The organism is Flavobacterium hercynium (assembly GCF_002217285.1).
Taxonomy (GTDB): Bacteria; Bacteroidota; Bacteroidia; order Flavobacteriales; family Flavobacteriaceae; genus Flavobacterium; species Flavobacterium hercynium.
In genome coordinates this window covers 90183-112247 of record NZ_MUGW01000029.1, presented here as the reverse complement: position 1 = coordinate 112247, position 22065 = coordinate 90183, and the positions used below count along the sequence as shown (strand labels likewise).

Annotated in this window: 19 protein-coding genes; 18 read left to right on the top strand and 1 reads right to left on the bottom strand. The window is 34.8% G+C overall.

Features of this window, described 5'->3' with window-relative positions:
• Nucleotides 1-71: 71 nt before the first annotated feature.
• The 15 genes from B0A66_RS14655 (at nucleotide 72) to B0A66_RS14585 (ending at nucleotide 15541) form a co-directional block, all read left to right on the top strand.
• On the top strand, nucleotides 72-1151 hold the full coding sequence (locus B0A66_RS14655; RefSeq protein ID WP_089050597.1) for a glycosyltransferase: 1080 nt from the start codon (nucleotides 72-74) through the stop codon (nucleotides 1149-1151).
• Nucleotides 1148-2392, top strand: a complete 1245-nt coding sequence (locus B0A66_RS14650; protein WP_089050596.1) for a glycosyltransferase family 4 protein — start codon at nucleotides 1148-1150, stop codon at nucleotides 2390-2392. The genes B0A66_RS14655 and B0A66_RS14650 overlap by 4 nt, the downstream gene beginning before the upstream one ends.
• Before the next feature lie 11 nt (nucleotides 2393-2403).
• Nucleotides 2404-3705 carry a hypothetical protein gene (locus B0A66_RS14645; protein ID WP_089050595.1) on the top strand — a complete coding sequence of 434 codons (1302 nt, stop codon included), beginning with the start codon at nucleotides 2404-2406 and terminating at the stop codon, nucleotides 3703-3705.
• The gene (locus tag B0A66_RS14640; RefSeq protein ID WP_089050594.1) at nucleotides 3706-4872 is read left to right on the top strand and encodes a glycosyltransferase; all 1167 of its coding nucleotides are present in this window, start codon (nucleotides 3706-3708) and stop codon (nucleotides 4870-4872) included. It abuts the gene before it with no gap.
• The gene (locus B0A66_RS14635; protein ID WP_089050593.1) at nucleotides 4869-5951 is read left to right on the top strand and encodes a glycosyltransferase; all 1083 of its coding nucleotides are present in this window, start codon (nucleotides 4869-4871) and stop codon (nucleotides 5949-5951) included. The genes B0A66_RS14640 and B0A66_RS14635 overlap by 4 nt, the downstream gene beginning before the upstream one ends.
• Nucleotides 5948-7066, top strand: a complete 1119-nt coding sequence (locus B0A66_RS14630) for a glycosyltransferase family 4 protein (protein ID WP_089050592.1) — start codon at nucleotides 5948-5950, stop codon at nucleotides 7064-7066. The genes B0A66_RS14635 and B0A66_RS14630 overlap by 4 nt, the downstream gene beginning before the upstream one ends.
• Before the next feature lie 2 nt (nucleotides 7067-7068).
• Nucleotides 7069-7620: a DapH/DapD/GlmU-related protein gene (locus B0A66_RS14625; protein ID WP_089050591.1), complete on the top strand. Its 552-nt coding sequence runs from the start codon at nucleotides 7069-7071 to the stop codon at nucleotides 7618-7620.
• The gene (locus B0A66_RS14620; protein WP_089050590.1) at nucleotides 7613-8443 is read left to right on the top strand and encodes a glycosyltransferase family 2 protein; all 831 of its coding nucleotides are present in this window, start codon (nucleotides 7613-7615) and stop codon (nucleotides 8441-8443) included. Before B0A66_RS14625 ends, B0A66_RS14620 begins: the two co-directional genes overlap by 8 nt.
• On the top strand, nucleotides 8440-9384 hold the full coding sequence (locus B0A66_RS14615) for a UDP-glucuronic acid decarboxylase family protein (protein WP_208862594.1): 945 nt from the start codon (nucleotides 8440-8442) through the stop codon (nucleotides 9382-9384). The genes B0A66_RS14620 and B0A66_RS14615 overlap by 4 nt, the downstream gene beginning before the upstream one ends.
• Nucleotides 9385-9504: 120 nt before the next feature.
• On the top strand, nucleotides 9505-10254 hold the full coding sequence (locus B0A66_RS14610) for a glycosyltransferase family 2 protein (RefSeq protein WP_244283501.1): 750 nt from the start codon (nucleotides 9505-9507) through the stop codon (nucleotides 10252-10254).
• A 42-nt stretch (nucleotides 10255-10296) separates the two neighbouring features.
• Nucleotides 10297-11064: a polysaccharide biosynthesis/export family protein gene (locus B0A66_RS14605; protein WP_089050588.1), complete on the top strand. Its 768-nt coding sequence runs from the start codon at nucleotides 10297-10299 to the stop codon at nucleotides 11062-11064.
• Nucleotides 11065-11109: 45 nt separating this feature from the next.
• Complete coding sequence (locus B0A66_RS14600) at nucleotides 11110-13455, top strand: GumC family protein (protein WP_089050587.1); 2346 nt, start codon at nucleotides 11110-11112, stop codon at nucleotides 13453-13455.
• Between the two features lie 63 nt (nucleotides 13456-13518).
• Nucleotides 13519-13935, top strand: coding sequence for a VanZ family protein (locus tag B0A66_RS14595; RefSeq protein ID WP_123868245.1), 417 nt, complete (start codon nucleotides 13519-13521; stop codon nucleotides 13933-13935).
• The gene (locus B0A66_RS14590; protein ID WP_089050585.1) at nucleotides 13919-15319 is read left to right on the top strand and encodes an exopolysaccharide biosynthesis polyprenyl glycosylphosphotransferase; all 1401 of its coding nucleotides are present in this window, start codon (nucleotides 13919-13921) and stop codon (nucleotides 15317-15319) included. The genes B0A66_RS14595 and B0A66_RS14590 overlap by 17 nt, the downstream gene beginning before the upstream one ends.
• A gap of 18 nt (nucleotides 15320-15337) precedes the next feature.
• Nucleotides 15338-15541 carry a hypothetical protein gene (locus B0A66_RS14585; RefSeq protein ID WP_089050584.1) on the top strand — a complete coding sequence of 68 codons (204 nt, stop codon included), beginning with the start codon at nucleotides 15338-15340 and terminating at the stop codon, nucleotides 15539-15541.
• 16 nt (nucleotides 15542-15557) lie between these two features.
• On the opposite strand, the gene B0A66_RS14580 is transcribed toward B0A66_RS14585, so the two are convergent.
• Nucleotides 15558-18272 carry a S8 family serine peptidase gene (locus B0A66_RS14580; protein ID WP_089050583.1) on the bottom strand — a complete coding sequence of 905 codons (2715 nt, stop codon included), beginning with the start codon at nucleotides 18270-18272 and terminating at the stop codon, nucleotides 15558-15560.
• Nucleotides 18273-18729: 457 nt separating this feature from the next.
• Here B0A66_RS14580 and B0A66_RS14575 point away from each other — a divergent pair, with 457 nt between their 5' ends.
• The 3 genes from B0A66_RS14575 to B0A66_RS14565 all read left to right on the top strand — a co-directional run bounded on the left by B0A66_RS14575 (nucleotide 18730) and on the right by B0A66_RS14565 (nucleotide 21810).
• On the top strand, nucleotides 18730-19578 hold the full coding sequence (locus B0A66_RS14575; RefSeq protein ID WP_089050582.1) for a M57 family metalloprotease: 849 nt from the start codon (nucleotides 18730-18732) through the stop codon (nucleotides 19576-19578).
• A gap of 163 nt (nucleotides 19579-19741) precedes the next feature.
• Complete coding sequence (locus tag B0A66_RS14570) at nucleotides 19742-20767, top strand: NAD(P)-dependent alcohol dehydrogenase (RefSeq protein WP_089050581.1); 1026 nt, start codon at nucleotides 19742-19744, stop codon at nucleotides 20765-20767.
• A gap of 20 nt (nucleotides 20768-20787) precedes the next feature.
• A complete protein-coding gene (locus tag B0A66_RS14565) occupies nucleotides 20788-21810 on the top strand; it encodes an LLM class flavin-dependent oxidoreductase (RefSeq protein WP_089050580.1) in 1023 nt (340 codons plus the stop codon).
• Nucleotides 21811-22065: the final 255 nt, after the last annotated feature.

The following is a 22065-nucleotide window of genomic DNA, read 5'->3' as shown; positions in this document are numbered from 1 at the left end:
CGATTACCCTCCCCTAAGATTACTACATCAATGCCCGATTTATTTATACAATCAATAACTAAATTAAAAATATGGATATACTTTTCATTTGCGGCTCTGCCGAGATTAGCAATGATGGCGTTGGTGATTATACACGTCGCTTGTGTGGTAAGCTTATAAGATCTGGTCATCAAGCTCAAATTGTATCCTTATGCGATCAGATCATTTTTTTTACCAGCGAAAATCAAATAGTAGAAGATACAGCCGTAACGGTACATCGAATACCGGTAGAAACTCCGGATGAACAACGATTAATCTGGTTACAATCTGTTTTAAAAGATTTTCAGCCCGATTGGATTTCGCTGCAATATGTTCCTTATAGTTTTAATCCTAAAGGATTGCCTTTTTGGCTGCCTTCATTATTAAAAAAAATAAGAGGAAATCATAAGTGGCATATTATGTTTCATGAATTGTGGTTAGGCATAGACATTGAATCTTCTGTAATCCATAAAATAATTGGAAAGTTACAGCAATTGATAGCCAAAAGAATAATTCACAATACAAAAAGACCAGCTGTTAACACACAAAATAAGTTGTATCAGGTCTTTTTGAAATCTCATAATATTAGTGCAGAAGTTTTGCCTATTTGCGGTAATATACCCTTGACGGCGTTAAAAAAACAAGCCAATGAGTTTTCTCAGTTTGTTTTATTTGGTACGATTCACAATGGTGCACCTTTTGAAGATTTTGCGTATGATCTCGTACGAAATTCAGAAAAGTTCTATAAGCCAATAAAGTTTGTATTCATTGGAAAAAATGGTCCGGAACTCTCCAATTATATGGCAATACTTGAATATTATAACATACAATATGAAGTATTGGGAAAACAGCCTGAAAACACAATATCGCAAGTACTCAAAAACAGTGATTTTGGAATATCAACAACACCTTATTATCAAACCGAAAAAAGCGGTGTTTATGCAGCTTACAAAGAACATGAAATAAATATTATTTGTGTTTCCCGCGAATGGACCCCAACAAAAGGGCAATATGTTATACCGCAAATAATTAAATATGAAAAAGATAATCTAAGCATAATTCCCATTAAACCTGAATCAGCAGTTTTATACAATATCGAATCGCAGTTTATCAATTCAATTTCATTAGTATGACGTTATTACTTTCTCATCCGACTTTAAATGCAAATTCAAAAAATTTAGTAACAGGTTTATTAAAAAATAAACTTCTTTTTAAAGTAAAAACCTCCATTGCAATATTTCCGAATCAAATCTTATATAAGTTAGCCGGCATACCCAAACTAAAAGATCTAAAAAGAAGAAGTTTAGATACAGCATGGAAGCCTTACACAAAATCCAGGTCTTTTTATGAATTAGGCCGCTTATTATCGGCAAAGCTTAATTTGAAATTTTTGATACAACACGAAGAAGGATTTTTTTGTATCGACAGAGTTTATGAAAAGCATGATCACTGGGTTTCTACTCATTTGATTAAAGCCAAAAAACAAGGACTTTTGGGTGTTTATGCTTATGAAGACGGAGCATTATCTACTTTTAAAGCGGCAAAAAAAATAGGACTTTATTGTATATACGATTTACCAATTGGTTACTGGAAAAGTGCGCGTTTGTTACTGCAAAAAGAATTTGATACCAATCCCGATTGGTCCAATACACTTACGGGTTTTAACGATTCACCTCAAAAATTGCAGAAAAAAGATGCGGAAATAGCGTTGGCAGATGTTGTTTTTGTCGCCAGTACTTTTACCAAAAAAACATTAGAAAAATTTTCAGGTCAATTGCCGGAAATAAAGGTTATTCCCTATGGATTTCCCGATGTTACCGAAAAGAAAAAGTACGAGCCACTCGATAATCGAAAACTCAAAATTCTATTTATAGGAGGTTTATCACAACGAAAAGGACTTTCCTATTTGTTTGATGCGGTTGAAGAAATGCAAAACGAAGTCGAGCTCACTGTTGTAGGCCGAAAAGTGGTTCCGAATTGCAATGTATTGAATGTAGCTCTGGCAAAGCACAAATGGATTCCGTCTCTTTCTCATGATGAAGTGTTAGCCTGTATGCGGGAGAACGACGTATTTATTTTTCCGTCACTTTTTGAAGGTTTTGGTTTGGTAATTACAGAAGCAATGTCACAAGGACTTCCTGTTATAACTACAGAACGTACCGCCGGACCGGATTTAATTACAAATGACGAAGATGGCTGGATTGTTCCTGCCGGTTCTGCAGAAGCCATTAGAAATAGTATCGTCAAAATACTTAAAAATCCACAAAGCATAGAACGAGTAGGTTTGGCAGCTCAAAATAAAGCGCGACTAAGACCCTGGTCAGTTTACGGACAAGAAATGGCTGATGCGCTTTCTTCCTTAAAGATTTTATAAAAGCAATGGTAATGAATGCAATAACACAAAAAGAAAGTACTCCTAATTATAAATCGATAAAAGCAGCGATCTGGCTGTATTTTTTACTTTGGATTTTTGAAGGCGCTTTACGCAAATGGATTCTTCCTGGATTGGCCACGCCTTTGCTGGTAGTACGTGATCCTGTTGCTATTTTTATAATTCTTCGGGCTTTTTATTTGAATGTGAAATTTTTAAATGTTTATATCATTTTAGCATTGGTCTTTACCTTATTGGGATTGGTCATTACGCTAACATTTGGACATGGTAATCTTTTTGTAGGCTTATATGGCGCCAGAATTATGCTGCTTCATTTTCCGTTAATTTTTATAATTGGAGAAGTTTTAAAAAAAGAAGATTTACTGAAATTAGGACGTGTTATGTTGATGGTGAATATTTTGGTAACAGTAATTGTTTATTTCCAGTTTATAAGCCCTCAGACTTCGTTTATTAATGTAGGTATTGGTGGAGAAGGAAGTGCTGGTTTTTCTGGCTCAATGGGGTATTTTCGCCCTTCTGGTACCTTTTCTTTTACAACAGGATTATCCGCTTTTTATATTTTCCTTTCTGTATTCGTCTTTTATTTCTGGTTGTCTAAAGAAGCCTGTTCAAAGATTTTATTGATTGCAAGTACAATAGCTTTACTTATTGCTTTGCCGCTTACCGTTAGCAGAACTTCGGTTGGTGGTGTAATTTTAGTTGGTTTTTTTACTTTTTTGGGTTCTTCTACCAGTTTTAAATCCATAATCAGATTGGCATTTACTCTTGTACTAATTGGTGGTTTGTTCGTGTTTTTGCAAAAAACCACAGTCATTTTTAGTTTAGGTACAGAAGTTTTTATGAGCAGGGTTGAAACCGCCAATGGGCAGAGCGGAAGCGTGAAAGATTCCTTTTTTGCCAGAGCATTGTCTGGATTTACAGAACCCATAATTTCTTTATTTCATGCACCCTTGTTTGTTGGCAATTTAGGTATGGGGACGAATGCCGGATCACAATTATTAGTGGGAAAAAGAAAATTTTTAGTTTCAGAAGGAGAATTAAATCGGCTTAGTGGAGAACAGGGATTCATTTTTGGCGGAGGCCTTATTGTTTTAAGATTGGTCTTAGCATTCAATTTGCTTCTAAAATCAATTAAGTTGCCGGGTAAGTATAAACTGCTGCCCATGACATTGTGCGGTACCGCTTTATTTTTGATTACGCAGGGACAATGGGCGCAACCCAGTATTTTGGGATGCTCTGTAATAGTCACCGGTTTATTAGCAGCAAGTATAAATATTAAACCAAAAACTGCCTAAATGAAAATTGTCCTTTTCACACATCCTCCATTTTTAGAGCATCAAAGTATGCCGCGTTATGCTAATATGCTATTAAACGGAATGAAAGAAAGAAATCATGAAGTAGAAGTCTGGACGCCCAAAGCCAGATTTTACAGACTTTCTAACATCAAATCTTTAAAAAAATGGTTAGGCTACGCCGATCAGTATATTGTGTTTCCTTTAGAAGTGTGGTTTAAACTCCGTAGATCTTCAAAAGAAAATCTTTACGTATTTGCAGATCAGGCTTTAGGACCTTGGGTTCCCTTAGTACATCATAAAAAACACATTGTGCATTGTCATGATTTTTTAGCTTTAAAATCGGCTTTGGGAACAATTCCGGAAAATCATACCTCATTTTCAGGTAAACAGTATCAAAATTATATTAGGAATGGTTTTTCAAAAGGAAAATATTTTATTTCAATTTCTAAAAAAACAAAGGAAGATTTACACGCATTACATCGGGGTAAAATAGAAAGTTCAACAGTGTGTTACAACGGATTGAGCCGTCCATTTTATGCATTATCTCCTTTTGTATCACGCAGTTTATTAGGAAAAAAAGTCAAGATGCAATTATCAGCAGGATACATTATGCATATTGGCGGAAACCAATATTATAAAAACAGAAAAGGCGTAATAGAAATATATGATTTTTGGCGCAGTACAAGTTCCGGCAAGATTCCATTGCTTTTGATAGGCGCGGTACCTTCAGCTGAATTACTTGATTTATACCAAAAATCACCTTACAAATCAGATATTCATTTTATCAATAATTTATCTGATGAGTATATTAATACGGCTTATTCCGGAGCGGTTTGTTTATTGTTTCCTTCTTTAGACGAAGGTTTTGGGTGGCCCATAATCGAAGCAATGGCATCCGGCTGTCCTGTTATTACCACCAACAGATCGCCAATGAACGAAATAGGAGGCTCGGCAGCTTTTTATATTGATAAAAGACCTGCTGATATTTTACCCTTGCAAAAGTGGAAAGAAGATTCGGCAAGTATTTTAGAAAAGCTTATTTCCCTTGATGAACTTCAAATGAAAGAGCGAATTAAAAGATCAGTACAACAAGCACAAAAATTCACTACAGATAATGCTTTAAATGCTATCGAAAATGTTTATAAAGAAATTAATTCTATTGTATGAAAGTAATTCATTATATAGCCAGTATCGATAAAAGTGGCGGCGGAACAACAGAGTATATACGTTTGCTGAGTAAAGCACTAAAACATGACACCACGTTTAGTATAGCAACCGGAATGTCCAGCGATCCCATAACGATTGATGGCGTGGGCATAAAGTTTTTTCATAACGGAATATTGCGCTGGTTTTCTTTAATTAAAGAATTTCATGCTTTTCTTCAAAGTGAAAGACCGGATATTGTACACATTAATGGAATCTGGAGTCCTCAAAATTGGGGTTTTCAGAACACAGCACAAAAACTGGGCATCAAAGTCATTATTTCACCTCATGGTATGCTAGAACCCTGGATTTTGGCTCATAATCCGTTAAAGAAAAAACTGGCGCTGTATTTATACCAAAAAAAAGCCATCGAACAATCTGCCTGCCTGCATGCAACGGCTCAGATGGAAGCTGAAAATCTTCTCGAATTGGGATTTAAAAACCCTATTTATACCATTCCAAACGGAATTTATTTAAGCGATATTAAAAAAAATAAGAAACTGTACGGAACCAAAAAAATGGTGTTTTTATCCCGTATTCATCCCAAAAAAGGAATTGAAATTTTGTTGGAAGCCTGGCGAAATTGCGATACCAAAGGCTGGATTCTGGAAATAGCCGGAAACGGAAATGCCGATTATATTGAAAGCCTAATAGGAAGCTGTCTCGATTTAAAAAATGTATATTTTGTTGGAGCAGTGTATCAGGAAGCAAAATGGAATTTTTTGCGCTCCGCAGATATTATGGTTTTGCCTACATACAGCGAAAACTTTGGAATTGTAGTAGCAGAAGCACTAGCAGTTGGTGTACCTGTAATAACTACAATGGGAACACCCTGGGAAGATCTAAAAACACATGAATGCGGCTGGTGGATTGATTTATCAGTATTAAATTTAGAAGAGAGTCTGAAGGAAGCCTTTACAGCATCCCCCAATTTACTGGAAACAATGGGTGAAAACGGACAAAAACTGGTCAAAGATAAATATGACATTATGATTATAGGCAAAAAAATGATTGAATTATATAACACTTTATTAAAGCAATGAAAATAACAATAGTTCAGGGTGCATTTTTTCCGATACCGCCATTATTAGGAGGAGCCGTAGAAAAAAGATGGTACGGTTTAGCAAAAGAATTTGTTAGTCGGGGTCACGAAGTAAATTACATCTCAAAATCATACAAAGGATTTTTGAATGCCGAAAACGAAGCCGGAATTCATCACGTTCGTGTAAAAGGATATAAGTCGCCATCTTCAGGAATTATCCTCAAGATTTTAGATTTTTTTTATACCCTGAAAGCCGTTCGCAAAATTGCCGGTAATACGGATATTATTGTTTCTAATACTTTTTGGCTTCCTATTTTATTATCCTCAAAACAAAAACAAAAGTGTATGATCGATGTGGCTAGAATGCCAAAAGGGCAAATGAAGTTTTATACCAAAAACGCCCGATTAAGAGCCAATTCAAGTCCCGTGGCAAAAGCAATAAAAGAGGAAATTGATCAGGAATACTTCAACAAAGTAGTTATGATTCCAAATACATTACCATTTAAAAATTCAACTCCGATTGACTTTTCTAAAAAAGAAAAAATAATATTATATACCGGACGAATACATCCTGAAAAAGGCTTAGATATTTTAATAAAATCTTTTGCGGCGCTTCACGCAAAAGATTGGCAATTGCTTATTGTAGGACCTTATTCTACAGAAACAGGAGGCGGCGGAGACGCTTATTTGTCTGAATTAAAAACGTTAGCCAAAAACAGCAAGGTAATATTTTTAGAACCTGTTTTTGATATCGATAAATTAAACAAACTATACTCAAAAGCCGCCGTATTTGTATATCCTTCGGTAGCAGAACAAGGGGAAACTTTTGGGGTTTCACCATTAGAAGCGATGAGTTGGGGATGCGCCACGATAGTTTCTGATTTAGACTGTTTTAAAGATTTTTTAATTCATAATAAAAATGGTTTATGTTTCGATCATCGCTCCAGACAAAGAGTCGAAATTTTGAGTAAATACCTGGAAGATTTAATAGACAATCCGAAATGGAGGAACGAGTTAGCACAAAAAGGTTTGATGGTAAATGAGACACATTCTACCGAAAAATTAGCAGCAGAATTTTTAAGTGAGTTTCAATCTATGAGAATCCAATCAAGTTAGTAATGAAACAGGAATATGCACAAAATTCGCCCTACGATTCGCCCTGGTCTGTAAAACAGCGCATTAAAATGATACTCTGGGAATATGTCTGGATCTTATTCTGCAGCTGGACGCCAAAACCGGCCAATGTCTGGAGAATATTCTGGCTGAAAGTATTTGGCTGTAAAATTTACGGAAAACCATTTGTACACCAAAGAGCAAGAATTCAAATTCCATGGAATCTAACGCTGCACGATCATGCCTGTCTTGGTGATCGGGCGAATGCCTACACACTCGGCCCTATCGAAATATTTGAACACGCCACGATTGGGCAGGAAGCGTATTTGTGTACGGGAACTCATGCCTTTGATAAACCAGCAATGAACCTGATAACAAGTAAAATAACAATACAAAAAGGTGTTTTTGTCGGAGCGAGAGCTTTTATAATGCCGGGTGTAACGGTAGGCGAATATGCTGTTGTAGGTGCAGGAAGTCTAGTGATCAAAAATGTTGAAAAAAATACCATAGTAGGAGGGAATCCTGCCAAACTTATAAAACCGAGAAGCTTTGAATAAAATTCCAATTTCTGTAATCGTTTCCGTCAAAAACGAAGCTTTAAATTTACCCTCTTGTCTGGATAAATTAAAGCGATTTACTCAGATCATTGTGGTAGATTCAGGAAGTACTGATGAAACTGTGACTATTGCTTCTGGCATGGGAGCTGAAGTATTGCAATTTCAATGGAATGGCAAATTTCCAAAAAAACGAAATTGGGCAATGCAAAATGCAAAAATTTTAAATGAGTGGATTTTGTTTTTAGATGCCGATGAATTTGTTACGGATGAGTTTATCGACGAAATAGCTTTTAAAACTCAGGATGATTCCTATAGTGGTTTTACCATACAGTTTGAAAACTATTTTATGGGTAAAAAAATGAGGTACGGTTACGGATTTAAAAAGTCAGCTCTTTTTAAGAAATCCAAAGGAGCGTATGAAAAAGTAGAAGAAGATTTGTGGAGTCATCTGGATATGGAAGTACACGAACATCCTATTATCGAAGGTAAGGTTGGCGTTATAAAATCGAAAGTCGTTCATAAAGATTTTAAAAATTTAGAACATTATATCGCAAAACACAATGCGTATTCTACCTGGGAAGCGCAACGCTATTTGCAGCTGAAGCAAACTAAAAATGCTTTTTTATCCGTCAATCAAAAAATTAAATACGGTCTTCTCAACACAGGATTACTTCCGGCAGTTTATTTTTTAGGAGTTTACTTTTTAAAATTAGGTTTTTTAGATGGTAAGCAGGGCTTTTATCTGGCACGTTTTAAGTCGCATTACTTTTTTCAAATTCAGACCAAAGTCGATTCATTCAAAAATAACATAGAATTAAAATGAAGAAAATATTAATAACTGGGGGAGCCGGATTTGTAGGTTCGCATTTGTGTAAAAGATTGTTGAATGAAGGAAATGAAGTGATTTGTCTGGACAATTACTTTACGGGAGCAAAATCCAATATAATTGAACTGCTCGATAACCCGTATTTTGAAATGGTAAGACACGATATAACAGAACCTTATTATGCTGAGGTCGATGAAATTTACAATCTGGCGTGTCCGGCATCTCCGGTGCATTACCAATATAATCCCATAAAGACAATAAAAACGTCTGTTATGGGCGCTATAAACGTGCTCGGATTAGCCAAACGTGTCAACGCTAAGGTATTGCAGGCTAGTACGAGTGAGGTTTATGGTGATCCGCTGGTACATCCTCAAACCGAAAGTTATTGGGGACACGTAAACCCGATTGGAATTCGTTCCTGTTACGATGAGGGCAAGCGTTGTGCTGAGACTTTGTTTATGGATTATCACAATCAGAATAAGGTTGCGATTAAAATCATCCGGATTTTTAATACGTATGGTCCTAATATGAATCCGGCAGACGGCAGAGTAGTTTCTAATTTTATTGTGCAGGCATTGCTGGGAAAAGATATTACCGTTTTTGGTGATGGTTTACAAACCCGTTCGTTTCAATATGTTGATGATTTAGTAGAAGGAATGATACGAATGATGGATTCGTCCCTTGATTTTTTAGGGCCTGTAAATCTTGGAAATCCAAATGAATTTACAATGCTCGAACTGGCTCAGACTATTATTGAATTAACAGGTTCAAATTCAAAAATAATTCATCTTGATTTGCCTCAGGATGATCCCAAACAAAGACAACCGGATATTTCCTTAGCAAAAAACAAACTCAATGGCTGGGAACCCAAAATACAATTGAAAGTAGGGCTGGCTGCAACTATCAGCTATTTTGACACACTGCTTCTAAAGTTATAACAGCCCGCTTTTTACAAAATAAAACGATTTAGTGCTGCTCTCTTTTCCCAATGAATGTTGAGGAGTCAGGTTTTTGCACTCTTTAAATTCAGGTAAATATTATCCTTAAAAAGAATTATTATGATAAGAATAACTATAATAACGGTATGTTTTAATCGCAAGGCTACTATCGAAAAAGCCATTCAAAGTGTGTTAGAACAAAATTATCAAAACATAGAATACATTATTATTGATGGTAATTCTACAGATGGAACCAAAGAAATAATAGAGTCGTACAAGGATCGTATTTTTAAATACATTTCTGAGCCTGATAAAGGTATGTACGATGCCATCAACAAAGGACTTCAGTTAGCAACTGGTGATGTTATTGGTCTAATGCATTCTGATGATGAATTTTATGATAAAAAGGCTATTCAGAGAATCGCTGCCCGTTTTGCCCGTGAACCCAATATCGATGGTGTTTATGGTGATGGCGTATATGTTTCGAATGATGAACACGAGTCTTTAATCCGTGACCGCATAGGAGGCATCTTTAGTCTCAAAAAGATAAGATCGGGTTGGTTGCCTTTGCATCCCACAGTATACTTAAAGAAAGCTGTAATTGATAAAAATGGCTTGTATAATCTCGATTTTAAAATTGCCTCTGATACTGAATTTCTGCTTCGATACCTGTACAAATACAAAATTAGAATGAGTTACATCGATGCCTATATCGTTAAAATGAGAATGGGAGGCATGAGCACCAGCCTAAAACGTGCTTTTGAAGTTTTACATGAAGATTACAAAATTTACAAGTTTCACGGTTTAGCTGCAATTGCGGTTGTCTTTCTTAAAAAAACGATTGCTTTAAGACAATACATCGTGCATTAGAAAATAAAGAAGTCCTTAAAAATAATTTATACTACGATTAATATGAAGAAAATTTTCCTTTTGATGAGCTTGCTGTTTTTATTGCTGCTTCAATCTTGTACAACCAAGAAACAAACATTGTATATGCAGGATTTAGACATGTATGCTAATTCAAACTTAAATTATACCTCGACAAAAATTCAGCCTAATGATATCTTAAAAGTTGATATTGGGGATCTTAATCCTTTGGTTGCGGCGCCTTTTAATTTAAATGCCGGCATTTCGAATTCGCAAAACTCAGTAGAAATGATGAAACTGTCCGGTTATCTGGTTACGCCTACAGGAAATATTACTTTACCGGTTTTAAACGAAATAACATTGACAGGTCTAACCCCGACAGAAGCGGAGCTCAAAATAAAAGAACGTCTGATAAAGGAAGGTTATTTAGTCAATCCTACAGTTCAGGTTCGAGTGCTCAATAATAAATTTACCATTTTGGGAGAAGTCAATTCTCCGGGTGTAATTGCTTTTAGCGAAGAATCTATTAGTTTACTGAATGCCATAGGACTGGCAAAAGATCTAACATATTGGGCGATACGAAATGATGTAAAACTTATTCGTGAAATAGACGGAAAACGTTTAGTCTATCATATAGACCTGACTACGGCAGGATGGATGAATAATCCCCATTACCGAATCAGACAAAATGATGTTATTGTGGTAACGCCCAATAAATTAAAAGTAAACAGCGGAGGCGTGATCAGAGATCCTATTCAATTGCTGGGTATTACAGCTTCTCTTCTGGCAGTCATTTTATTGATTGTAAATTGATTTATACATTTTATTATTCATCCGAATATATCTAAATAAAAAATTATGGATTTTAAAAAAGAATTTCTAAAGTATTTACACTACTGGCCATGGTTTTTGCTAAGCCTTATTTTGTGTGTAAGTGCAGGTTTTATTTTTATCAAAGTAGTACCGCCTACCTATCAGACATCAGCTTTGATTTTTATTGATAAAAAACAAGAAGACAAAACCAAAATAATTACCATCAGTACAAGTCAAAAAAATGATGAAGATAATTTAGAAGAAGAAATCAGGTTAGTTACGTCTAATGAATTTCTACTGAGCGTTATAAAAAAGGTAAATTTAAATGTGAGCTATTTTGAGAAGGTATATACAGTTCAAAATCATAAAGTAAATCAGGTTCCTTTTATTTTAAAATTGACGGTTTCTAAAGATTCGCTGCCACTTACTTCTTACGATATAAAAGTAAATAAAGAGGGATTTGTAATAACCGATACAGAAACTAAGGAAGTTTATAGAATACAAGGATATGAAGGAAATCAGTCTGTAAAAGATTTACCATTTAAAATTATATTGTCTGAAAAGGCAATGAAGAATCCATCGTATTATTTTGAAAGTGACTATAAAGTAAGCATGGAACCTACGGCAATTGCCTTAAAAAATCTTAAAACATCGCTTAGCGTTTTAGCTGATGAAAAGCTAAAAGGAACAGTAGAATTAAAACATACCGGATCAAGTCCTGTGCTTTCAAGAAAAATATTAAATGAAATTATCTTTTTACTGGATAAAAATATTGTAATCAACAAACAAAAATTATTTACCAATACGGTTGCTTACTTAAATCAAAGAATAAAAAACTTTACCAAAGAAAAAGATTCGATCGAAAGCGTCAAAGAAAAGTACCTGCAAAATAATGATATAGGCGTAATGAATAGCTACATCGTCGAACAAACCGCCGATAGAAGCCAGAAGAAAGAGACTTCTTTGCTTAATGAAAAGCAAATTAAGCTGACTTATTACGCGATTAGCAGCATCAAAAAATCTGGTGAAGCCCAGACGCTGGGTACCGATTATAATTTAGATGCACCCACAGTCAATCAGATGCTTTCGGATTATAATGCTACACTTATGGAAAGTGAAGTAATTCTGCAAAGAGCGCAAAAAAACAATCCGGCCTACATCGCTTTAATAACCCAATTACAGAATCAAAAGCAACAGATTTTGAATACTTTAGATGGATATTTGAACTTTTTAAATCAAAACAATCGGGTTAACAAAACCGAAAAAAGCATTACGGATTCCAATATCAAAAGTCTTCCCACAAAAGATAAAGTATTGGGCAATATCAATAATGATCTAACGATGAAGGTAGAAACCTATGTGGCATTATTGCAAAAAAAAGAAGAAGCTGTTTTAAACAGCGCTATTTTAGAATCGAATCTAAAGACTTTAAATGCTCCGGAAACCAATTACTCTGCAATTTTCCCACAGCCCATATCCTTTTTATCAGCCTCTTTTTTATTGGGATTTCTGCTTCCTTTTGGAGTAATCTATCTTCGTTTGACTTTAGATACCAAAATACACAATGAAGAAGATATTCAAAAAGTAATGACCAATATTCCTATTTTAGGATTCATACCTAAAATAGATACCAGCGAAAAGTTAGACAACACCGCTACTTCACGTTCCTTAATTGCAGAAGCAAGTCGTGCTCTGGTTTCGAATGTATCCTATTTACTGCCCAGAAAAAAGGATAATAAGGGAGATGTTATATTGTTTACGTCCTCTATTCAGGGCGAAGGAAAATCGTTTAGTGCCTTTCATAATGCGATTACACTGAGCAATCATAATAAAAAAGTCTTACTGATTGGTGTTGATTTAAGAAATCCTCAATTACATGACTATTTTAAAATAGATAAAAACGAAGCAGGACTTACTAATTTTTTAGCGAATAAAAGTAATGACTGGAAAGCATTTCTGAAAAAAGACACCAATTTTTCTCATACGCTTGATATTCTTTTTACTGGACAAACACCTCCGAATCCTTCTCAATTAATATCCAATTCTAATTTTGAAGCTTTAATTGAAGAAGCAAAAGACCTTTATGATTTTATAATACTGGATTCTGCTCCCGTGCAGATTGTTTCGGACACGCTCAATTTTAGCTATTTAGCCGATGTTACTGTATTCGTTGTAAAATATGATTATACGGATAAGAGTAATTTAGTTCATGTAAATAATTTTATTAAAAAAGACCTCCTAAAAAATGTTGGTATCCTGATCAACGCTGTAAATATGAAAAGAGCCTACGGATATGGTTACGGATTAAAATACGGCTATGAATATCAGGAAGCAAAAGTTAAGGAGCCTTGGTACAAAAGAGGTTTGATTTACAAAAGAAGTTTAAGTTAATACGCTTGGATAAAAACAACTCAGACAAACAAAATCATATATGCTAAAAATAAATAATTCAAAATGTCTCATAAAACAATAATGTTGGCACTGCTTCTGGTTATTAGTATCGTTTTTTATTTTTCCTGGATTCCGGATTCCAGTCTAAGAAGTGAAACGTATTTACCCAACTGGCTTTTACAATGGAGCAATCGTTATTACAATTTACGAACCGCTGTTCCTTTTGTAGCGGTTGGCTTCTTACTCGAAGCTTATTCTGATTTCAGGAATTCAAATAGAGCAGAAAAGCACAAAAAGATCAATTTTATACAAAATATAAGTGTCGCAGCACTAATTATTTGCATAGCAGAAGCAGGACAATTTATAGTTATTAGAAGAAGTCCGACTTTAATAGATGTTTTTTTTGGAATTGCAGGAAGTATAGTAGGGCTAATAGGTTACAATTTATTAAAAAAAATAAGAAATGCGAAACAGACATAAATTTACCTTTATAATTTGCTGTGCTATTGCAGACATGATCGCTATGATTTTGGGTACGATATTGTTCCTAAAATTTGCAAGCGAAGAAAGAATAGGCTGGAATGCCTTATTTTTGGACAAGATGATCCCCATTACAATTTTAAGCTGGTTATTCGCCGTTACCTATTTTCAATTGTATAAAGTAGACGTTTTATTTAATCTGGAAACTTTTTTTCGTAACAGCTGGCGTGCTTTTTTTACACAAAGAATTCTGTGGCACAGTTACATCTTTATATTTCAGGATGATGTGCTGCATTTTTTTAAAAGCAGGGCAAATTTATTTCAATTAAGTTTTTTACTGCTCTATTTTTTACTGTCCAGAATTTTATTTACTGTAATAATAGAAAAAATAAAAGGGTGGGTTTTCAAACGGTATACAGTCGCGATATGGGGATTTAATAAAACGAGTATCGAATTAGCATCGCATTTAGAGAGTAATTCTTTTTTTATTCACTTTGTGGGTATTCTCAACGAAAATTCAGCTGCACAATACAAAAACAACGAACAATTTAGCGCAGCACTAATAGAAGCTATTCATAACGCATCTGAAGAAAAAATCGATGAGTTGTACATTGTATCCAAACCGGATTTTATTTCAGACTTGAATTACTTTTTTGAGCTGGGGGATAAATATTGTATGCGTCTGAAATTTGTTCCTGATTTTTCATCCATTTCAAAAAAACATTTTAACTCCGGTAATTTAAATAATTTCCATGTTATCAAACCCCGCTTTGAGCCGCTGCAAAATGCCTACAACCGATTAATTAAGCGAATATTTGATATTGCTTTTAGCCTGCTGGTAATTATTTTCATTTTATCATGGCTCTATCCGTTATTAGCCATTTTGATTAAGAAGCAAAGCAAAGGGCCTGTTTTATTTAAACAAATGAGAACAGGTAAAAAAAATGAACCATTTTGGTGCTATAAATTCAGGAGTATGTATACAGATGTAGGTGATGAAAACGAACAGGCAAAAAGAGAAGATGCCAGAATTACACCAATCGGAAAATTTCTTCGTCGTACGAGTTTAGATGAAATGCCTCAGTTTTTTAATGTCTTAATGGGAAAAATGAGTGTTGTAGGACCACGTCCGCACATGATCAAACATACATCTGATTACAATGGTCATATTAATAATTTTATGGTTCGTCATTTTGTTAAACCCGGAATTACTGGTCTGGCTCAGATTTCAGGACTCAGAGGCGAAACTAAAAAAGTATCAGACATGAAGCGACGCGTTACTACCGATATTCACTACCTGCAACGCTGGAATTTAATTACCGATATCAAAATTTGCCTGCTAACCGTTATTGTAACCTTAAAAGGAGATAAAAATGCTTTTTAAACTAAAAAAATAGAAATTATGGACATTACAAATTACTTTGTTGGTTTACTCACAGGTGTTTCTGTGACAACCTTTTTTATTGGAAAAGAATGGTATAAATATTATACTAAATATACTATTCAGCAAAAGCAATTGGATCGTATTTTAAAATTAAACGATAAAATCAAAAAAATAAAACATCTCAATACAACAGAAACGGAGAAATTTAGTGTTGGTGTTTAAAGTCTGGTTGTACTAATTAAAAAATCACAATTTTCCCTGTTTGCACTTCGCCTAGGCCAGTAACTATTTTATAGATGTAGATCCCTGCGGCGGTATTTTTTAGATTGACTTGATTATTTTTAGAAAGCAGTGAAGAAGTAATTATATTTTGTCCGCTGCTATTGTACAAATAAAAGGTATTGTTTTCCTCTTTTTTAGCTTCAACAATAAGTTCTTCGTTTTTGCGTACCAGAGTGGGATGCACAAAAAACAAATCATCACCTAAATAAGTAGCATCAAGAAGTAAAGAACTTATTATAGTATTGTTTTCTAAAATGATGTTGATCTTATACGTATTGTTTCCCTTTATTGGAGCAGGATCTAAAAAAGAGAATGTTTTTGAATTAACATCATCGATTGTGCTAATAATAACTTCAGCGTTATTTACTATTTTCACCAGTTCAATTCTTTTTATATTGTGCAGGCTAAAAAGACTGGCGTCAATCTTTATTTTATTCTCTTCATGAACTTCTGCCAAAGCCAATTCGAAATAACAATTAGAATTTTCAGCATACAGCAAGGTAGCTTCACTTTTTATTCCTTCACTATTGTCAAATACAGGAGTAACGGTATGTGTTTTGCCATCAGTATATGCATAAGTAGTGCTTGTCGTTTGTTCTTTAAATTCTAAATGATCTCCGATAAGCTGATAAATATTAAAGGAAGTTACATCTGCGGGTTTGTCCCAGTTAATTTCTGTTGTACCATCGCAAACTAAACTCGTGCTGATGTTTAAATCATAAGAAATAGTAAAGCTATCAGAGATAAAATTGTTACCACCAACGATCATTTTTAATTTTGCTTTCGAGAACTTTTGTTCGGAAGGGTTATAAGTGAATTGTTCTCCATCCAGATTTACATCATTTGCAATACTCTCCCAAGTTAACCCATCATCATAACTAATAGATAATTGTCCGGAAGTACCGGAAAAAGAAGAATTCCATTTAAAAGGAGAAATCGTCTTACCATCATACGGGAAATTATCATTACTAACAGGATAATTCCATTCAAATTGATTTGCCACTTCATATTCGTAAGCGATGCTGTAGTCCTGAGACGTATTCGAAATATATGAACCTATAATGTTGATAGTATAAGATCCTTCTGCCGGATCTTCAATGGTTACTTGCTCTATGGTATTAATATTGTCTTTTCCCTTTGCTGCCTCTTGTTGAGGAGCATCAGGATTAAGAATCCAGGGCAAGAAAATCGTGTTATCAGCCGAAATAACTTCTAGGTCTAAATTGTTTACCAAACTTATATTACTGTTGATGGCGGCAGGTAAGTCATTCCAAACCAATGTTACTTTTAAGTTTTTAGCATTTGCCGGAACCGCAATAGAATGCGAATTGGTCTGCCCATTAGCTAAATTATCCAATACAAATCGATTTGCGCTGATCGTCTTTAAACTTTTATCGGCATCAATAGTACCGTAACCATAAGTAAAGTCAGGACCTTCATTTCCTAAATCTTTTGCGCTATTAATTAAAATGGCTTTTGTAAGCGCATTAGTCAAATCGATATTGTTTATCGTTTTATAATGTTCTTTCATCAGTGTAATAACTCCTGTTACTAAGGCTGTCGAATTGGAAGTTCCCTCTTTACTAAAGGCAACTAACTCGGGTTTTACTCTTCCATCGTAGGCAGGACCTGTAGAAGAAAACGGTAGAATTACTTCGTTTTGATCGATACAACCTATTACAATACTATTTTTGGATTGTTTAAAATTTCCTGTTATAGATTTATATCCTTGAACTCCCGTATTACCGGACGAGAAACAATGCGTCAAATTAGCATTGGAGAATAATTGTACGTCGTAGGCATTAGCAAGCGAACCATAAAAGTTTTCAATCTCCGTTCCATAAGAATGATTTTGCGTAGTTGCACCTTGTAAAGAAGCTACTTCATCAGGATAAATATTCAAAAAGTCAGACGATTGCAGCTTAGCCTTTTGAGCAACTCCTCTTCCTAAGGCAGAACTATTCCCTAATCCCGCTGCTATAGTCGCCATGGCCGTTGCGTGGCTAGACACAAGAGCAGATTGTGTCGAAGAAGGAACGAACTTATCTAACAAATCGATATCGTTTATATTAAACAAATCATCTTTTATTGCTATAATTTGATTTTCACCTTTTAGAAGAGGAAAATTAACAGTCGCTTTATTTATAGCATTGATACTAAAATTTTGGTCTGGTATTTTAGATTCGCCTTTGGGTTGCAGTGATTCTTGAGAAACGGCCGATACAGTATTTAAAGGGATGATTTCATCCATAATTTTTTTAGAATTACTTCTTATGACTACGAGATGATTATCTAGTATTTTAATATCAGAAATAGTAAGTGACTGTAAATCTATCAGTAAAGCTTTGATAGAATCCGTTGCTATTGTATAGTATTTGTCTTCTTTGTGATTTGAAAAATTAGAAGGTAATTTCCATAAATTATTAACCGGGATAATTTCTTTTGAAGATCGCTTAGCCGTTAAGTTTTCATTTTCAACAATACAGTAAGTGTTGTCAAGCTTTTTTACAATCTTGTATTTGTTGAGATGTGCAATTTCTAAAGAAGTCAAATAGTATTTCTCCAATTTTGTTTCATTTTCTTTTTTTAGGTACTGTTTCCATTTTTCAGCACCTTGTGAGAAACTGATTGTCGAAATCATAAAAAAGAGAAAAGTTATAAGTTTCTTCATTTATTATATAGGTTAGGGCAATTGTTGTAGGTCAATAAAGTTATTAAAATATTTGTAAAAATTTTATGATTTTTTGTTTTGGTAAGAATCTTGACATTTTTACGACGTTTTATGCTGTTTTTGCGTCTCATTTTTAGTCAAAATGTTACAAAAAAATGATTTTTTAAGTTTTTTGTATAACGGTTTAATCAAAATATAACATTTAAATAATGGTAGTAAAACTTACAAATAAAATACTGTGGAGCTATTGATTTTACTGGTAATGAAAGAATATTCAGATAATTATTTTTGTAAAAATTTGATATTGAATAATATAACAAAAAGTGTTAAAATTGTTAAATATTATTTTTATAAGTATTTTAATATGAAAATTATCTAAATTTGAAATTTAACATTATTAATATTGTGTAAAGATCTCTATTTGTAAAGTTATTTTTAACACCCAAACTAAACCATTATGAAAAAAATTAATTTAATTGTAGCCTTATCGTTTATTGCACTAGTATTTGTGTCTTGTAACAAAGAAGATGATGCTGCACAAACAAACCAAGCAAGTCAACCTACTGAACAATCTCTTAAAGTAACACAAGAAGTATTAGATAAAATTAGTGCACTTTCACTAAATAATTCTGATGTTCAAGTGATCAAACACACTAATCTGGATGGTACTACCGAAGATGCTTTCTTAGTAGAAGGAGATATCGTGATTACAGCAGATCAATTAAAAAATTCTGACATTCACGGAGGTATCACAACAGAACAATACCGTACTACAAATTTAGTATCTGCTCCAAAAACTATTAACGTTGTTGGATTAACAGGAACTGGTACAACAGCTTTAAGTACAAATATGCGTAACGGATTGACAGCTGCAATCAATAGATACAATAATTTAGGATTAACTATTAGATTTAATCTAACTTTTAGCTCAAGTACATCAGGTGCAAACATTGTTGTAAGAAGACAAACCGGATCTGCCGGTGGGGTAGCTGGTTTCCCTACAGGAGGAAATCCATATAACTCAGTTACATTGTATTCTGGATTAGATTCTTACTCAGTAAATGTAAACGCACACGTAGCGGCACACGAAATTGGTCACTGTATTGGTTTACGTCATACTGACTGGTCAACTCGTCAAAGCTGTGGACAAAATTCAAACGAAGGTCAAGCAGGAGTTGGAGCAATCCACATTCCTGGAACACCTACAGGATATGATTCAACATCTTACATGAGAGCATGTTTCAGTTCATCTGAGACAGGAAATTTCAACTCTAATGATGTTATCGCTCTTAACTATTTATACTAAAAAAATGAATTAGAGAACTCTTTACACAATATTAGAAGGCTGTTTCACCAATGTGAAACAGCCTTTTTTTATTAACAAAAATTTAAAAAACTGTATTATAAAGGCTGCTTGCATTTTTTGTAAATTGCTTCTAATTGAAGCAATGAAATTAAAACAATAAATTATGAAAGCAGTACGTTATTTTGGACATAAAGATGTAAGGGTTGTTAACGATTTAGAGAAACCGGTTCCTAAGGGAGATGAGGTTTTATTAAAAATAGGAGGAGCAGGAGTTTGCCATTCTGATCTTCACATTATTGATGAAGGTACAGTAGGAGATTTGGTATTTACCCTTGGTCATGAAAATGCCGGTTGGATTGAAGCTGTTGGAGAAACGGTAAAAGATTATAAAAAAGGAGATGCCGTTTTAGTATACGGACCTTGGGGTTGTGGACATTGCAAACCTTGTCAGCAGTCTAAAGAAAATTATTGTGACCATCAAAGCGAACTGGGTTACGGAGGAGGACTAGGACTTAATGGCGGTATGGCAGAATATATGCTTGTACCATCTTCTAGGTTATTAGTACCTATTTATGATCTGGATCCTGTAATTGCTGCACCATTAACAGATGCCGCATTAACCCCATATTCAGCAATTAAAAGGTCACTTCCTAAACTGATGCCGGACGAATATGTTGTAGTTATAGGAGTTGGCGGACTTGGTCACGTTGCCATACAAATTTTAAGAGAAATTTCAGGAGCAGCAATAATTGCTTGTGATGTTACAGAAAATAAGCTGACCTTTGCAAAAGAATTAGGTGCCGCATATACTGTTAATTCAAAAGATGCAGATGCAGCAGAGCAGATTTTAAAAATTACCGGAATACAAAAAGCGAAAGTAATTTTGGATTTTGTAGGAGCAACCTCTACAATAGAGTTGGGAACTAAAGTAGTGGGAATGGATGGAGACTTAACCATTGTGGGTCTCGGAGGAGGATATTACCAATACAGTATGAACGGATTGCCTTTTGGAGTTACGATGACGAATCCTTATTGGGGATCTCGTACAGAGCTGATGGAAGTAGTTGGATTGGCAAGACAGGAAAAAATTCATATTGAAATTGAAAAGTTTGCCTTAGATCAGGCTAATGAAGTTTATGATAAAATGCGTCAGGGACAAATTAAAGGACGTGCCGTATTGATTCCATAATTATTAACAATAATCTATATATGAAGAAAATAGGATTTTTATCGTTTGGGCATTGGGCCAATCATCCGTCCTATCAAGCTCGTACAGCAGCCGATACACTTCTTCAATCTATTGATTTGGCAGTTGCTGCAGAAGAGATTGGTATAGATGGTGCTTATTTTAGAGTGCATCATTTTGCACGACAGTTGGCATCACCTTTTCCTTTGCTTTCGGCTATTGGTGCTAAAACAAGCAAAATAGAGATTGGAACCGGAGTGATCGATATGCGGTATGAGAACCCGCTTTATATGGTCGAAGATGCCAGTGCTGCAGACTTGATTTCAGGAGGACGTTTGCAATTAGGAATCAGCCGAGGATCACCGGAGCAGGTTATCGATGGCTGGCGTTCTTTTGGATATGAACCGGAACAAGGCGAAACCGATGCTGATATGGGACGCAAAAAAGCGTTAGAATTTTTGGATAAACTTAGTGGTGAAGGATTTGCTGAGCCAAACCCATTTCCAATGTTTCCAAATCCGCCTGGATTATTGCGTTTGGAACCATATTCCGAAGGATTGCGTGAGCGCATCTGGTGGGGAGCTGCATCTAATGCAACTGCGATATGGGCGGCTGAAAAGGGAATGCATTTGCAGAGTTCTACTCTAAAGTATGACGAAAATGGTAAACCATTTCATATCCAGCAGGCAGAACAAATCAGATTGTATAAGGAAGCCTGGAAAAAGGCAGGACATAAACACGAACCACGAGTTTCGGTAAGCCGTTCGATTTTTGCATTGGTCAATGATCAGGATAAATATTACTTTGGCGATCAGGGCAAAGGTTCTGATAGTTTTGGTAATATAGAACGTGATAAGCGCGCCATCTTTGGAAAAAGTTATGCTGCTGAACCGGATAAACTTATTGCTGAGCTGGCACAAGACGAAGCGATTCAGGAAGCAGATACAGTATTGTTAACGATTCCTAATACTTTGGGCGTTGATTACAATGTACATATATTATCGTCTATACTGGAACATGTTGCCCCGGCACTTGGCTGGCGTTAACGATTAGAATAAATACAATGAAGCCCCTTAAATTTTTAATGAAAGGGGCTTCTTTATTTTTTACAGTATTCAATGCATTGTGAAATACTTTTCATCATTATTCGTTAGTTTACAATAACGGATTTAAAAAGACCTTAACTGTTTTTTATTACAAGAGTAAAATTAATTCAATAGATTTGCGCTAATGACGCAAAGCTTTTTTAAAAGATTGCACTAAAGCCGCTACACAAGTGTTCAATTGATTAAAGCGCTGTT

What these genes read in the sequence shown, in the direction of transcription:
- B0A66_RS14655 (WP_089050597.1), top strand. Translation starts at nt 72, where the DNA reads ATGGATATACTTTTCATTTGCGGCTCTGCCGAGATTAGCAATGATGGC.
- B0A66_RS14650 (WP_089050596.1), top strand. Translation starts at nt 1,148, where the DNA reads ATGACGTTATTACTTTCTCATCCGACTTTAAATGCAAATTCAAAAAAT.
- B0A66_RS14645 (WP_089050595.1), top strand. Translation starts at nt 2,404, where the DNA reads ATGAATGCAATAACACAAAAAGAAAGTACTCCTAATTATAAATCGATA.
- B0A66_RS14640 (WP_089050594.1), top strand. Translation starts at nt 3,706, where the DNA reads ATGAAAATTGTCCTTTTCACACATCCTCCATTTTTAGAGCATCAAAGT.
- B0A66_RS14635 (WP_089050593.1), top strand. Translation starts at nt 4,869, where the DNA reads ATGAAAGTAATTCATTATATAGCCAGTATCGATAAAAGTGGCGGCGGA.
- B0A66_RS14630 (WP_089050592.1), top strand. Translation starts at nt 5,948, where the DNA reads ATGAAAATAACAATAGTTCAGGGTGCATTTTTTCCGATACCGCCATTA.
- B0A66_RS14625 (WP_089050591.1), top strand. Translation starts at nt 7,069, where the DNA reads ATGAAACAGGAATATGCACAAAATTCGCCCTACGATTCGCCCTGGTCT.
- B0A66_RS14615 (WP_208862594.1), top strand. Translation starts at nt 8,440, where the DNA reads ATGAAGAAAATATTAATAACTGGGGGAGCCGGATTTGTAGGTTCGCAT.
- B0A66_RS14610 (WP_244283501.1), top strand. Translation starts at nt 9,505, where the DNA reads ATGATAAGAATAACTATAATAACGGTATGTTTTAATCGCAAGGCTACT.
- B0A66_RS14605 (WP_089050588.1), top strand. Translation starts at nt 10,297, where the DNA reads ATGAAGAAAATTTTCCTTTTGATGAGCTTGCTGTTTTTATTGCTGCTT.
- B0A66_RS14600 (WP_089050587.1), top strand. Translation starts at nt 11,110, where the DNA reads ATGGATTTTAAAAAAGAATTTCTAAAGTATTTACACTACTGGCCATGG.
- B0A66_RS14595 (WP_123868245.1), top strand. Translation starts at nt 13,519, where the DNA reads ATGTCTCATAAAACAATAATGTTGGCACTGCTTCTGGTTATTAGTATC.
- B0A66_RS14590 (WP_089050585.1), top strand. Translation starts at nt 13,919, where the DNA reads ATGCGAAACAGACATAAATTTACCTTTATAATTTGCTGTGCTATTGCA.
- B0A66_RS14585 (WP_089050584.1), top strand. Translation starts at nt 15,338, where the DNA reads ATGGACATTACAAATTACTTTGTTGGTTTACTCACAGGTGTTTCTGTG.
- B0A66_RS14580 (WP_089050583.1), bottom strand. Translation starts at nt 18,272, where the DNA reads ATGAAGAAACTTATAACTTTTCTCTTTTTTATGATTTCGACAATCAGT.
- B0A66_RS14575 (WP_089050582.1), top strand. Translation starts at nt 18,730, where the DNA reads ATGAAAAAAATTAATTTAATTGTAGCCTTATCGTTTATTGCACTAGTA.
- B0A66_RS14570 (WP_089050581.1), top strand. Translation starts at nt 19,742, where the DNA reads ATGAAAGCAGTACGTTATTTTGGACATAAAGATGTAAGGGTTGTTAAC.
- B0A66_RS14565 (WP_089050580.1), top strand. Translation starts at nt 20,788, where the DNA reads ATGAAGAAAATAGGATTTTTATCGTTTGGGCATTGGGCCAATCATCCG.